Source organism: Desulfobacula toluolica Tol2 (assembly GCF_000307105.1).
In the GTDB taxonomy this organism is placed as follows: Bacteria; Desulfobacterota; Desulfobacteria; order Desulfobacterales; family Desulfobacteraceae; genus Desulfobacula; species Desulfobacula toluolica.
This window is the reverse complement of record NC_018645.1, coordinates 2,083,034-2,098,013: the sequence shown is the minus strand read 5'-3', so window position 1 is coordinate 2,098,013 and position 14,980 is coordinate 2,083,034. Positions and strand designations below refer to the sequence as shown.

12 protein-coding genes are annotated in these 14,980 nt (G+C 41.3%); all 12 read right to left on the bottom strand.

Annotation, left to right across the window (positions count from 1 at the left end):
• Window positions 1–99: 99 nt before the first annotated feature.
• The gene (locus tag TOL2_RS09635) at window positions 100–1,146 is read right to left on the bottom strand and encodes a protein-glutamate methylesterase/protein-glutamine glutaminase (protein WP_014957302.1); all 1,047 of its coding nucleotides are present in this window, start codon (window positions 1,144–1,146) and stop codon (window positions 100–102) included.
• Window positions 1,147–1,169: 23 nt separating this feature from the next.
• Window positions 1,170–1,619: a chemotaxis protein CheX gene (locus TOL2_RS09630; RefSeq protein WP_041279393.1), complete on the bottom strand. Its 450-nt coding sequence runs from the start codon at window positions 1,617–1,619 to the stop codon at window positions 1,170–1,172.
• On the bottom strand, window positions 1,576–2,001 hold the full coding sequence (locus TOL2_RS09625) for a response regulator (RefSeq protein ID WP_014957300.1): 426 nt from the start codon (window positions 1,999–2,001) through the stop codon (window positions 1,576–1,578). The genes TOL2_RS09630 and TOL2_RS09625 overlap by 44 nt, the downstream gene beginning before the upstream one ends.
• Window positions 2,002–2,024: 23 nt before the next feature.
• On the bottom strand, window positions 2,025–2,873 hold the full coding sequence (locus TOL2_RS09620; RefSeq protein ID WP_014957299.1) for an HDOD domain-containing protein: 849 nt from the start codon (window positions 2,871–2,873) through the stop codon (window positions 2,025–2,027).
• On the bottom strand, window positions 2,870–3,349 hold the full coding sequence (locus tag TOL2_RS09615) for a chemotaxis protein CheD (RefSeq protein WP_014957298.1): 480 nt from the start codon (window positions 3,347–3,349) through the stop codon (window positions 2,870–2,872). The genes TOL2_RS09620 and TOL2_RS09615 overlap by 4 nt, the downstream gene beginning before the upstream one ends.
• 144 nt (window positions 3,350–3,493) lie before the next feature.
• Complete coding sequence (locus tag TOL2_RS09610; protein WP_083863550.1) at window positions 3,494–6,118, bottom strand: chemotaxis protein CheA; 2,625 nt, start codon at window positions 6,116–6,118, stop codon at window positions 3,494–3,496.
• Between the two features lie 65 nt (window positions 6,119–6,183).
• Window positions 6,184–6,348: a hypothetical protein gene (locus tag TOL2_RS24840; RefSeq protein WP_158406092.1), complete on the bottom strand. Its 165-nt coding sequence runs from the start codon at window positions 6,346–6,348 to the stop codon at window positions 6,184–6,186.
• Window positions 6,349–6,476: 128 nt separating this feature from the next.
• The gene (locus TOL2_RS09605) at window positions 6,477–7,607 is read right to left on the bottom strand and encodes a hybrid sensor histidine kinase/response regulator (RefSeq protein WP_014957296.1); all 1,131 of its coding nucleotides are present in this window, start codon (window positions 7,605–7,607) and stop codon (window positions 6,477–6,479) included.
• Between the two features lie 6 nt (window positions 7,608–7,613).
• Window positions 7,614–9,923 carry an ATP-binding protein gene (locus tag TOL2_RS09600; RefSeq protein ID WP_014957295.1) on the bottom strand — a complete coding sequence of 770 codons (2,310 nt, stop codon included), beginning with the start codon at window positions 9,921–9,923 and terminating at the stop codon, window positions 7,614–7,616.
• On the bottom strand, window positions 9,920–10,792 hold the full coding sequence (locus TOL2_RS09595; protein WP_014957294.1) for a CoB--CoM heterodisulfide reductase iron-sulfur subunit B family protein: 873 nt from the start codon (window positions 10,790–10,792) through the stop codon (window positions 9,920–9,922). The genes TOL2_RS09600 and TOL2_RS09595 overlap by 4 nt, the downstream gene beginning before the upstream one ends.
• Before the next feature lies 1 nt (window position 10,793).
• Complete coding sequence (locus tag TOL2_RS09590) at window positions 10,794–11,339, bottom strand: 4Fe-4S dicluster domain-containing protein (protein WP_051012548.1); 546 nt, start codon at window positions 11,337–11,339, stop codon at window positions 10,794–10,796.
• A gap of 113 nt (window positions 11,340–11,452) precedes the next feature.
• Window positions 11,453–14,953 (bottom strand): response regulator, encoded by a 3,501-nt coding sequence (locus TOL2_RS09585; RefSeq protein WP_014957292.1) that lies wholly within the window; start codon window positions 14,951–14,953, stop codon window positions 11,453–11,455.
• Window positions 14,954–14,980: the final 27 nt, after the last annotated feature.

Sequence of the window (14,980 nt, the reverse complement as noted above, 5' to 3'; positions counted from 1 at the left end):
GGACTGGAAAAAATCGTATTTCAAACCAAAATCCGAGGTGCATTCTGATTGGAGGATTACAGCACAAACAGATCGAACGATTATAAATTTCCTGGAAATTTATAATCGTTCTAAAAGGGAAATTGTTTTGCCTGCAATAGCATTGATATCATGAACATGATCAACAGCACCAATTTTTATTGCCTCTTTGGGCATCCCAAACACCACACTTGACTTTTCATCCTGGGCAATATTAATTGCACCTGCTTTTTTCATGTCCAGCATTCCGGCAGCGCCATCCTTGCCCATACCAGTCAGGATAATACCCAGCGCATTGGCTCCGGCATACCTGGCAACGGATTTAAACAAAACATCCACCGCAGGCCGCTGATAATGGACAAGAGGGCCTTTTTTAATCTCCACATAATACCTGGCACCGCTTCGTTTAAATATCATATGATAATTGCCCGGCGCAATCAGAACTCTTCCGTTTATAACGGTATCACCATTTTTTGCTTCAACAACGTTCATCTGACACAACTCATCCAGCCTCTCGGCAAATGATGTTGTAAAACGGGCAGGCATGTGCTGTACCACCACAATCCCGGGAAAATTTTGCGGCAGCCGGGTCAACACCTTTTTGATGGCTTCCGTGCCCCCGGTGGAAGCACCAATTGCAACAATTTTATTGGTCGTAACAGAAAGAGCCTTTGATTCAATGGCACCCAAAGGCGCATTCTCTGTTTTCTTTGCAGTCGATGGCAGCACTCTTACCCTGCTGATCGCCCTGATTTTTTCGGCAAGCTGCAGGCTCATATCACCTACGGAATAAGCGGCACTAGGTTTTGATATAACTTCAAGAGCCCCCAGAGAAAGTGCTTCAAAAGCAAGTTTGCTTCCCTTGGTCGTTAATGAACTTACTATAATAACAGGAAGAGGATAATACTTCATCAATTTCCTTAAAAAAGTTATGCCGTCCATGCGGGGCATCTCAATATCAAGGGTAATCACATCCGGTTTCAGTTTTACTATTTTATCCCGTGCAACATAGGGATCAGGTGCTGTTCCTATAACAGTGATCCCTTTTTGTTTAGACAATTGCTCAGAAAATACCTTTCTAACAACAGCAGAATCATCTACAATCAGTACTTTTATGTCATGGAGCATATATAATTCTCCTGGTATGTCAATCAGTCCAGTGAGACATGAATTGCCATCATTGATGGAGTGGTCTCTACTATAGTAAACAATTCGGACTTCGGAATTTCAGATTCATCAATCACTTTTGGTATATTCAATTCAAAAGGAACTTTTGAATCTACTCTACTCAATGTATTGCCGCAGATCATGTTCAAAGTTTCCGTCAATGTACCTAAAAGATGTTCTTTCTCAAGGCTATCACGGGATTCCCCCATAAAATTTTCAGTCATGTCAACCAGAAGATTTTTGGGAATCACAAGAACAAAATGTCCGGAAAAATCACCGGAAAAATTCAGACGGCAGGCCATACTATGTTTATACTTATCCATTCCGCTTTGAATAAATGTTGATTCTTCAGGAAATTCAACAGGCAAATAAAACATGGTCTCCATTACTTCAGAAATCGAAGTCGTCATCGCTGTCATCAAAATCTTCATCATAGCTAATTTCTCCAAGGATATCAGTTAGTAAATCCCTTATTGTTTCAGGTGTAAAGGGCTTGGTGATATATCCGGCTGCACCGCAGTCCATAAACTCTTTAATTTTTGTTTCATTGCCCTCAGTGGAAATAACAACAACCGGAATATCCTTTAAAAGGTCATCTTGTTTAATTGTTTTAATAAATTCCATGCCGTTCATGACCGGCATATTGTAATCGGTTATTACAATATCAATCCAGTCGTTTTTCATAAGCTCAAGCGCATCTTTCCCGTTGGCGGCTTCATGAAATTCAGAATTTACATAGCCGGCAGCCTTAAAGGTTCTTTTTATCACAGAACGCATGGGCAATGAATCATCCACTATAAGTATTGAGTATGACATTGTTTTTTTCCTATTATCCAGTGTTAAACAATCTGTAACAATTCTTCAACTTCCTGCATGTTAAAGCCAAATTCTGCAATAATCATGGCTATATCATCCGCTGAGATCCCCAGTTCCTTCATGGCCTGATTTTTAAACCGGTATGCAAGCCCATCCGATCCCACACCTATTCCCAGCATCATACACAGGCAGTCGGCAAGATAAACAGCGGCAATTTCCTTGTCTTTTATCATGGTTTCATCAGCCAGGTGATGATGCCGGATGATTTTAACCATTTTAGGACTGAAATTCCACATTTTTGCGATCATGGCCCCCAGCTCGGCATGATCAATACCCAGTATCTTTTTTTCAGCTTCTCTAAAACTGAAATTTTTGTTTTTCAGAAGATTTTGAATTTTTTCTGCAGAACGGCTTACATACTTTTCCAGAATAATTTTTCCGATATCCTTTATCAGGGCCGACGTAAATATCATGCTTTTGTTTTCCAAAGACAATTTAACGGCTATCTGCTTTGCAAGAACAGCAGAAGCAACAGAATATTTCCAGATATCCCCATTTTCCAATCCATATCCTTCCTGTTTCCCGGAAAGACTTTCTGCCCCGGATTTCATTACAACAAGTTCAATCACTTGATCCGTACCCAGCATATTAACAGCATCTTTGATGGATTCCGCCGGATTTTTAAGACCGAAAAACGCTGAATTGCAAATTTTTAACACACTGGCCGTTATAATAGGGTCATATTGAATTACATTGGCAATATCTTCCATTGAGCTGTCAGGATTATCCACAACAGCCAGAAGCTGATTAGCAACAGCTGGAATCGGTTTTAAATTTTTGATCTCTTTTAATAATTCCTGGATTGAATTCATATTTTCACCTCCTTTGAGCCGGAGGTTTTTACATATATGTCGCCGGTTGCGATTTCAATCCTGACGGTACGGTTTACATTCCCGCCAACATCCTGCTTGTTGATCATGACTTTGTTTTTAAAAAACATTTTTTTCAATGCCATATAATTTCTTTTGCCAATATTAAAAAATCCGTTCTGATCAAGAATTTCCGCTCCTCCTGCAACATATATTTTCATGCGCTGTTTAACCCCACCCAGCTTATAAGCAAATTTAAACAGCCTGGGTATTCCTGTATCAGCAAACATATAAGGTCTGGCAGCAGCTTTTTTTTCATCAATGGAAGACTCCGGTAGCATATAATGCAAAATACCTCCAACTTTAGCAACAGGATCATATATGACAAGACCTATACAGGAACCAAGAGAATAAGTAATGATAGAATCAGATCTGCTATTGCTAACTTTCATATCAGCTACACCAACAATCGTTTTCACATAGAGGCCCTTTCGTTTTTTTATTGCTTAAAACTTAACCTGGACAAGTCGAAACCAAATAAGCTTTCTGATTTTATTGCTCAAATAACACGAAAATCAGAGATAAAAACCTAAGTTGCATAATGAAAATTCCTCTGGCTTATATTATCTGGCATGTGACACAAGGCTGAAAATACCATGAATATCGAGAATAAGCCCTACCCGCCCGTCAGCCAGGATAGCTCCGCCGGCAAGTCCTTCAACATCCTCAAGATTGGTGCCGAGACTTTTGATTACATATTCGTCTTTGCCCAGAAGTTCATCAATCAGCAATGCTCTTTTTTCTTCTTTTGACTCAACAACAACAACAAGACCGTCCCAGACGATTTTTTTTTGACTGCTGCTGTTGTAAATTTCATTCAAACGGATCAAGGGAATCAAATTACCTCTGTCCTTGACCATTTCGCCTTTCCCCCTGACGGTAAAATAATCTTCTTTCTCCGGTTTAAAAGCTTTTTGTATGGCTATTGTGGGAATGACATATCTTTCATCATCAACCCTTACCAGCATTCCGTCAATAATGGCAAGCGTAAGCGGCAAGCTGATGGTAAATTTAGTTCCAGCACCTTTTGATGATTCAATATGCAACTGTCCCCTGAATTTTTCAATTCCATCTTTGACCACATCCATGCCAACCCCTCTGCCGGAGACATCAGTGATCTGCTTTGCAGTAGAAAATCCGGGCTGAAGGATGAGATCATAGATCTGGGCATCCGTCATCTGTTCATTGCCTGTAATAAGCCCCGTGCTTTTAGCCTTTTCAAGTATCCCGTCCTTGTCAAGCCCTTTGCCGTCATCTTCGATTTCAATAATGATATGCCCGCCTTTATGATAAGCCCTCAAAACAATCTGACCCTGGGAAGACTTTCCAAGTTTAAGACGATCTGTTTTTGCTTCAATACCGTGATCAACAGAGTTTCTGATCATATGTACCATGGGTTCATACAACGCATCCACAACATTTCTGTCGATCTCTGTTTCTTCACCAACCATATTTAAAGCCACATCTTTGCCTGATTTCCGAGACAAATCCCTGACAAGGCGTATCATTTTCATAAAAGTGGCTTTAATCGGAATCATTCTCATGGACATGGCAATATTCTGCATATTGCTTACAATCAAACCAAGCTGTGCAACATTCTGGCTCAATGACGGATCATTTGACGTTTTCTGTTTGAGCATTGACTGGGCAATGACAAGCTCTCCTGCATAATCCACAAGATCATCCAGTTTTTGAGTACTCACTTTAACCTGGGAGACCACCTGTTTTTTGGACAAATTTTGTTCCATCAGGGCAGAGGCAACCTGCTTAGGGGCAGCCTTTTTTTCTTCAACCAGTATTTCCCCGAGTTTTTTCTCGGGAAATTCCTGTTGATTCTCAAGGGATTGATCAAGACTTTCCTTGTTAAGAACACCTTTTCTGACAAGAATCTCCCCCAGAGGTTCTTTGCCGCCTTTTGTCAGGGTAGTCTGAAGATTTTGGAGTTTGTCACGCAAATGGTTAATGTTAATATCATCATCAGACTGCTTGAATCCTGTGGAAGTACCTTGTTTTACCCTTTCTAGGAGATTTTTCAAGGCATCTACTGATTCCAATATGGCATCTGTTGCCGTATTATTAATCACAAAATCTCCGCTGCGGGCACTGTCCAGAAGATTTTCCGTGGTGTGGGAAAGCTTATTGATTTTTGTCAGGGACAAAAAGCCGGATACGCCTTTAATGGTATGAAACGGACGGAAGATATCATTGATAATATCCTTATTGGTCGGGTCCTGCTCCAGATCAATTAAACTGACTTCAATTGTATCAAGGTTTTCCTCAGCTTCAGATACGAAATCTATAAGAATTTCCATATCATCGTCTGATATTTTTTCCGGTTCTGTCTGGATCACAGGTTCAGGCTTTTCTTCAATCGCTATAATCTTTTCAGGTTCCTGCTCTTCCTCTGTAACCAAAATTTCTTCCGATTCCGGCTCTTCTATTACCGCTGCAGTTTCTTCTAATTCAGGGTCTTCCTCAATTTCCTCAGTCTCTTTGACTTCTTGTTCTTTATCGAACTTGACATTTAACAATGCCAGAACATCAGAATAATCAAACGCAAACACCTTCCCTCTTTTCAAATGGCTTAAGACGGATTTGAGCAGCAAAAGGCCTTCTTCAATGGGTTTTGTATCATGAACATCTTCCAGGGTCATGTATTCCACATACCTTTTGCAGGCAACCGAGACTTCATTCAAGATAACAATTTTTTTTTGTTTTGAAACCGCAATAAGCTCATCCAGTATATTAAGCATCAACCCAAGGTCAGGAATTTCTCCGGGACAATAACCGCTGATCAGATCAGCGAATTGTTTCAAATTTTCTTCTATTCGATCCAAAACCTGCGCATCTGCTATTTCATCAGATGAACTATTTTCAGTATGATCCAAAACCTGATCATTTTTGTCAGGAACGGATATGGGCGATGAAAGTCCGGATATCACTTCACCCAGAGCAGTCATTTTTTTTTCAACATCCCCGGTATTATTTTTTAAAACAGCCGTTATAATTTTTCTTGCCTTTAAAACCTCTTTTGCTTTGGCATCCAAAGACAGTTCCGTACATTTCCCATGAATTTGTTTCAAAATCGGCAACAAACCGGATAAGCTTTCCGGCTCTTCTTCTGGATTTGCCAGGACAAAATCACAGGAAAGTTTTTCAACTAAATCTTCAATGATTTTATAAGTCATAATAATTCCAATGTCTAAGATTAAAAGTCTCCAAAACCATCATCACCATAAAATAGATAACCTGCTTACTTGAAAATTTGGCGGTTTTCATTTTTTTTAGTAATTTCTTCAGATTTGGCACAGATATCGAAAAAAAGGGATGTCACAGTAAATTTTTGTTTAAAACCAGTTAGCCCAGATTTATTTGTTTTTTGTTCTCTAATTTCAAAAGCAATTTTCTCAAACCTCATTAGAAACTCACAACATTTTTTGTTATAGCCCAGCTGCTGCCCAAATCAAAAAAAACACCGGAACATGTTTGATGTTCAGATCAATTTCAATGGGACTTAGCGTACAACATATATTACTACAAAACAATTTAAATTTCATCGGGCAGGATAATTTTAAACAGGGTCTCTTTTTCCTTTATGGACGTCACATGAATGGAGCCGCTATGCTGTTTGATAATAGAATTTGAAATATACAGTCCAAATCCCGTTCCTTTTGTACTTTTTGAGGAAAAAAACAGGTTAAATATTTTTTCTTTTGTTTGACTGTCCATACCACAGCCATTATCATGAATTTGAATCACCAATTGATCTTTTTTTTTTAATATTTCAAACTCAATGGCATGATCTTTTTTCTGCATATCAGACCGGCAGGCATCAATGGCATTATCCAGGATATTGACCAGGGCGGCCATGATAAATTCCTCATCCACGAAAATAGTTTCAGGGCAATGAGTATCATTGCAATTAAAGATTATATTTGTTCCTTTCAGTTTTAATTCCATCATTTTTTTAATCTGACGGACAAACCCTTTGGTCTCAATGAGGCTTCTGTTAAGCTTTCTTTCCTTGGAATACAATAAAACATCCATGATCATCTTTTTTATCCGGTCAACTGACTGCCCCAGCAAGTCCATTCCTTCTTCAATTGTTTTATTGTTGTTGTTTTTCAGGCCGGACCGAGCCACATAAATTCCACCGTCAAGATTGGTTAACAATCCCTTGATATTGTGAGAGATGGTTCCCATCATAAGCCCCAGGCCAGACAAATGATCGGCCAGCTTTGATTTTTCCAGGATGAGAAGTTCAAGTTTTTGAGTGTATTCCAAAAGCTTTTGACCTGAGACAATTTTTTCAACAGCTTTTTCAACGGCAATTTCAAGAATATCCACATTTACAGGCTTGGTGATAAAATCCATGGCCTCGTGCTTGAGGCTGCGAATGGTCAAATCCATATCGCCGTGCCCGGTGATCATCAACACTTCGGTTGCAGGATTTTCCCTTTTAATCTGTCTTAACAATTCAATACCATCCATAACCGGCATTTTAATATCTGTAATAACTATCTGCGGTCTTTTGGACTTGAATATCTCAAATGCCTTTTCGCCATTTTCTGCAAGCAATACCGTATATCCGATATCCATTAATGCAATTTCAAGAACGTCCCTGATATCTTCTTCATCATCAACAACCAATATGGACACCTGACTTTTATCAATCATATTTCCTCAACTTTTATGGCTTTCATACACGATATCATCTCCATCTCCGTCCGGCACGGGAAAAGAGATAATAAAAACCGCACCTTTGTTCTTCCCCGGCTCTGCCTGGATTGTGCCGGAACACTCTTTGATAATACCATAACTTATGGACAACCCCAAACCCGTTCCCTTTCCCACTTCCTTGGTGGTGAAAAAAGGCTCGAACAGCTTGTCAGCCGCCTCTTTTTGAATTCCGATACCCGTGTCACGTATTTCAATGACAACCCTGTTATCCCGTATTTTGGTTATAATGGTAATTTTGTCGGTATCCCCCGGCCTTGTGCCCTGTTTTTCCCATTTTTCTTCTATGGCATCTTTTGCATTCATCACAAGATTAATAAAAACCTGTTCAAGTCTGTCGGGATTAGCCTGTATTTCCGGCAATGCATCGTTTTTATCCCAGATAACATCAATACCGTGAATTTTAAGTTGCTGGTTAAACATTTCAAATGTTCTTTGAAGCACCTTGTTTATGTTTGTTCTGACAAGTTTGATTTCAGTTTTTCTTGCAAACTGCCGCATATGGTGAATAATTTTTTCAGCCCGGTCCACATTGCTGTCAATTTTTGAAATCAGCTTGTTAAAAATCTCTTTTTCAATTATTTCATTTTTCCGCATTTTTTTCATACAAAAACTGCTGGAAGATTTAATCACCGACAATGGCTGATTCAATTCATGGGCAATCCCGGTGGACATTTCACCCAGGGTGGCCATTTTGCTTGCATGCATCAGGTGCTGTTCGGTTTCAAGACGCTGAGTAATATCATTAATGGTGACAAGCAGCACTTTTTGGCCCGAATAGTTAGAAGGCGAAACCCACATGTCAACATAGATGAACCGGTTATTTTGAACCAGGTGTTTCACCTTGTTTATCTCCCGGCCCGACCTCATTTTTTTAACCAATTCGGCTGCCTGAGATTCCACAAAAAACTCGGAAAACAATTTGTTTAACAATATGCTTCTGGAATACCCGTAAACTTCAACTGCTTTAATATTACAGTCAAGGATGGCAAATGTCTGGATATCGACGACAAAAACGGGATTTGAAATATTGTTAAATATTGCATGATACTTTTCCTCAGATCTCTTGAGCTCTTTTTCCAGACGTCGTCTTGGGGTGATATCAATACTCATCTCCATTGCGGCAACAACGTTTCCTTCAGTATCAGTTACAGGGGATGTAATAAATATCCAATGATTTTTTTCACCGTCCTTAGCCATGCCTTCTGCTTCACCATAATGTGATTTTCCATCCAGAAAAGTTTTTTCAACCGGACAATCAGGGCATTTTTCTTCCAGACCTTTATAAGCATAATAACAGCAGGAACCAGGCTTTGGATCAAACCTGTCTTTGAAAACCTTATTCCACCTTAACAACCGGTAATTTTTATCCTGGACCGTTATCATGCACGGTGCCGTGTCAAAAAGTGACTGGTATTCGTTTTTCTGTTTTTTAAGTTCAGCCTGGTTAAGGCCTATCTGGGCACCCATTTTTTTTATGGCTGTGCCAAGAAGCCCGATTTCATAATCATTTCCTATATCAATATCTTCATCATATTTACCTTCAGCAATCTTCCTTGTCCCCTCAATAAGCTTGATAATCGGCTTTTTTACAAATTGCAAAATGGAAAAAAAGAGAATCACGGATATAATTAAAATTGTTGAAAGTGCGAGGCTTATGATCCCTTTTTCAATTTTCGACATCTGGCGGTCTTGCTGTTCAAGAGAAACGACCACATCAAGGGAGCCCAGTATCTGTTGATGCTCAGGATGAAAATGGCACTCTGTAGCGCAGCCTGGCTCATTGCAGATAGGCTGGACAATGCCCAAAAGCCTGTGGCCTTTTTCGGATCGAAAAAATCGCGTCCTTTGCTGCAATCCGATCTGATCCGGCGGCGGGTCCTGTTTATGGCAGATATCACAGGCCACTTCCTTGATATCAACCATTTTATCAATTTCGTCTTCCTGGTTGGTAAATTTTATCTTACCCTCTTTATTGTATATCCTTATATTTTCTATTTCCGGCTGGGTGGCGATATTATTAATAATCTGGGTAATGTCATCCCTTGAATTGAGCATCATAGCGTAATGGGTGCCGAGTTTAATGGAATTGGCAAGCCTGTCCGTACTGGCTATCAGATTTTTTATAATCTGGGTCCGGATATTATTAATATTAAAGTATGCCCAGGCAGATATGGAAAGAATAACGGTCAGTCCGACAATAATGATCAGCTTTGAAACAAGGCTGTGCCTTAAATATTGGGTAAAATTACTCATATCATACAGCTTTTTTTTGCAAAAGCTCCTGTATGGGAAAGATTTAAATCCAGCCGGGTATCCTCTTTTCTTTTTCCCATGGCAAGCCCTAAAAACTGCGGAAGGAAAAAAACTGGAATTTCAAGATTTTTCCCTTGTTGTTGAGATATTTTTTTTTGATAGCCTTCAAGGTTCATCTGGCACATGGGGCAGACGGTTAATATCGCATCCGCCCCTTTTGCAGCCTGCAAAATTTTTCCCACCAGTGCCAATCCTGCTTCAGGCTTTGTACTGGTATTGGAAGCGCCGCAACATTGACCACCCATGTCCCATTCAAAAATTTGCGCCCCGGTTGCCCGTATCAATGCATCCATGGAATGGGGATCTTCTGGATCATCAAAAACATTAAATGGCCGCAAACACTGGCATCCGTAATAAGGCGCAATACTCAGACCCGACATTTTTTGTTGAGCTGCCAGCTTGATTTTTTTGATATCCACATCATTTGCCAGGACATCCAGCAGGTGCCGGACGTTTACATCTCCATTTAAAACAAGATCTTCTTCGGCAAGCACCATATTAATTTGCCCCAGCAAATTCTTGTCTTTTTTTATCTGTTCTTCGGTTTTTTTCAAATTCAGATAGCAGGCGCTGCAGGGCACCAGAATCTGTTTAGATCTGTTCATTTTTTCAGCAAGGGCCAGATTCCTTGCCGGAAGCACATAGGACAACAGCTGGCTTACGGACTCGGCTGCCGTGGCCCCGCAGCAGGTCCAATCCTCAATTTCCTCCAATTGTGCGTCCATAGCCTGCATTAATGCTTTAGTGGAAATATGATATTCAACAGAGGTGCCTTCCAATGAACAGCCAGGATAATATAAGTATTTCATCTCATCCCTCCAGTTGTGCTGTTTTTTCAAACAATGCCGTTAATTTTCCCTTGCCTCCAAAAGAAAAGTCAGGCCGGATCTTACCCTTAGCCAGCAGCCTTGTCCCTAAAGCCGCATAGCCCAACGGAAGTAGGGGGTTTTTCATTGACATAAAATAGTGGGTCATAAACTCCATCTCCTTGACCCTGCCATGTTTTTTAACACTGTCTAAAAAAGCTTCATAAAAAAGAGACGAGCGCCGGAACCGCTTTAATTTTAATTTTAACGCCGCCTGTTTCAACAGGCTCATGGCAGCAGTCAACTCAAGCCCCCTTGGGCATCTCAAGGTGCAATAATAGCAGGATGAACACATGATAAAAGATTTGCTTGAAAAAATTACGTCAGCATGATCCGTCAGCAGCAAACGCCACATATGCCTGGGAGTCATGTCCATAAATTTTGTGTTCGGGCAGGACGCAGTACAGGTTCCGCATTGAATGCATGTCTGGATCATCTCCTTGATCGGCCCGATATGTGTCAACAACAGTTCATTATTTTCCTGGCCCATACCCTTTCCCCTTTTTTTAGTGTTTAATTCCTGCATTACCTGATATTTTATCCGGCAGTTCACTGAAATTTTCATCCGGCAACTTAACAATTGCCCAGGATATTACGATAATATCACAACAATGCCATATCAATGACATCCAGCATCTGCCTGGCGTCAAACCCCTCCAGGACTGCCGAACCGCTTGGACAAACTGCCGCGCATACACCACATCCCTGGCAGGCACCAGGATCAATACCTATTTTTTCCTCCAAAACATCAACAAACCTTGCACCATAGGGACAGGTATCCACACACATTTCACACATGCTGCAGGTTGCCGCACGGGTTGTAGCAACTGTTTTCCCGGATACCAGACGCTCATGAGAGAGAATTCGCATGGCCCTTACTGCACAGGCCTGGGCTGAAGAAATTGCTTCTTCAATGGTACAAGGTTTTAATGACAAGCCACAGGAAAAAACCCTGTAATTCATGCTGTCCACAGGCCTGAATTTTGGATCGGCTTCCTTGAAAAAATAAAATTCATCTCTTGTTGCGCCATATTGATCTGCCAGTACCTTTGGAAGATCCGGCAAAATACCAGTGGCATGAATCACGCAATCAGCCTGGATTTCAACCGGCATATCCAGCAGGATATCACGGGCTTTGACAAGACACCCGCTTTTATTTGTTTGTGTCACAGGCTTGTTTTCAGGATCATACTGAAAAAAAACCACCCCAATATTTTTTGCCCGGGTATAATATTCTTCAAAAAATCCATAACTCATCATATCTCTGTAAAAAATAAAGACCTGGACATCAGGATTCTTTTCTTTGAGAAAAAGCGCATTTTTCAAGGCCCTGATACAACAGACCCTGGAGCAGTAATTTTGCTTTTCATCCCTTGTTCCGGAACACTGTATCATCACAACACTGTCCAGATTTTCAGGATCAATTTCCCGGTCGTGAACAGCGATTTCAAATTCTTTCTGGGTCAACACATTTTTTGACGGGTCGTTAGACATCAAATCAAGTGGGGCCTGGTTTCCCCCTGTGGCAAGAATGGTCACCCCGTGAAAAATCGTTTCACTGCGGTCATCGTCTTTGTTTAAAACAGTGGAAAATTCTCCGGCCCTCCCTCTATAATCGTTAACAGCAAAACCGTTAACACCAGAACCTTCAATATTTGTTTGTTTATGAATCGTAACATGATCATGGGATTCAAGCTGTTTGACTTTTTCAGCCAGATACGCCTGAATATCCAGACCGTCAACAGTCTTATCCATCCACAACAGATTCCCGCCAAGGGTATCGTTTTTTTCAACCAGGTCGACATGATACCCGCAATCTGCAATTGACAATGCCGCTGTGATACCTGCAATACCACCGCCAATCACCAGGGCATTTTGATTGGATTCAACTTCCTCAACCGGCACGGGATTTTTAAACCTGGCCCTTGATATCAAAACTTTCAACTCTCTTTCAAGACATTGTGTTGTCTTGCGAACTTGAGAATTTAAATTCCGATTTAAAACAGGAACCATATCCAGAGTTTCAACAAGGCTTGGGTGAAGTTTTGACATTTTACCAATTTCCCTGATCTTTTGTTTTTGAATACAAGGAAGGCATGCTCCCAGAACAAGCCTGTTAGAATGAATTTTTTCGATCTTGTCCGCCAAGGCTGCCTTTCCTTCATCCATGCACAGCTTATCCATTATTTCAACGGCATCCATTTCAGGAATTTGCTCCAGGCTGGCTTTCAGAGTTTCAATGTCAAGCTTTTGAGAAAATGCAGTATTGCAAGAACACAGCACCGTTAAAATTCTTGGATTTTCCCTTGCCAGAATCGCTGGTTCATCTGCCTGTATTTCATGTGTTATCCGCCGCCCTGCACCGTGCATGATTTTGCATGCCCCAAAGGCTGCTGCCGATGCACAGGTGACTGATTCGCCGATATCCTTTAACCCGCAAAGAGATCCGCCGGATAAAATTCCCGGCCTTGATGTCTCAACCATTGAAAAAGGCAGGGTTTCAACAAATCCCCATGTGTTTGTTTCAATGTTGTTTTGAATGGCAAAATCGGTCATCTGTCTGGCAGGTCTTTGTCCGGTTGCCAGCACCACAAGATCAAAATCTTCTTCATGGATGACTCCCTGAATGTCTGCGTACCTGGTCACAAGATTGCCGTCCATTTTACCGGAATCTTGAGAAACAACAGAATTTTTAAAAAAGGTGGGGTTTTGAGAAAGAGAATGAATTCTTGCCCTGACAAACCTGACCTGGTTGTCTTGTTGAGCAGTTCGCTTATACTCATCAAAGGATTTGCCGATTGTTCTCATATCCATATAAAAAATCGTGGTTTCAATATCCGGGCCAAATTTTTCTCTGGCAAGAATAGCCTCTTTTATGGAAATCATGCAGCAGACACTGGAACAAAACTGTGCCCCAGCCTGGACATCCCTGGAACCAACGCATTGGAACCAGGCGATTTTTCGAACAGGCTTGCCGGTTTTTGGATGAATCAACCTGTTGCTGCCGGAAACAAATTCAGGCCCGGTTCCACTGATGAGCCGTTCAAACTCCATACCGGTTAACACCCCCGGCAAAACACCATAACCATAAGGATTTTTTCCCAGTTCAGGCCTGAAAAACTGTGTTCCCCCGGCAAGAATAAACGCATCCACCCTTTCAACACGTCCTTCGGCAATTTCAAACTCATGATAGACTTTCAGCACCATGGAAATCAATATATCCGGATCAAAGGGTTTGGTAAGATAATCAAGGGCCCCCTGTTTCATGGCATCCACGGCTGAATCAACCGCGGCATACGCCGTCATCATAATAACGCACAGATCTTCATTTTTCTGTTTTGCCCTGGCCAGCAATTCAACCCCGTCCATTCCAGGCATTTTGATATCGGTAAGCAGCATGTTAAACAGCTGTTCGTCCATCAGGTCAAGGGCTTTTTGTCCTGAATCCGCTGTTTTGACGAAAAATCCCTCTTCCTTGAGCCACTCTTTCATGGAATCCCGGACAATTTTTTCATCATCCACCACCAGGATCTTAAATTTTTCCCTATCCTGTTCTGTAAATTTTATCGCCCCTGCAGAACAAATTTTCTCGCACTCGCCACACCTTGTACATGCCGTATAATCAATGGTGTAAGCATTGGAAAAGGACTGGGGTGTCGGCAGATAGACAGCCTTTCGTTTTGTAAATCCCTCGTTGAACGGATCATTTACCAACACCGGGCAAACCCGTTCGCATTCACCGCACCCCGTGCATAAAGACGAATCAATCAAAGAGGGGTTTTGTTTGAGGGTAACGTTTAAATCCCCTGGTTCCCCTTGAACAGATATCAGTTCCGTGGACAAAAGGATCTCAATATTTTCATGGAAAAGCCCTTTTCTCAAACAATGCTGGGAAGACCGGTCCCTGTCAAACATGGGCAGCATCCGGCAATATCCGCATGTGGATGTGGGAAACTGGTAATCAAGCTGACACAACAGGCCGCCGATGTGGTCTGCTTTGTCAATGAGAAGAACCTTGAAGCCTGTTTCAGCCAGATCCAGTGCAGATCTGATACCGCTTAACCCTGCGCCGGCAACCAATGTTCTGCCAATTGCCTTGTTCATTTGACCTCCAAAAAATAAATTATATCC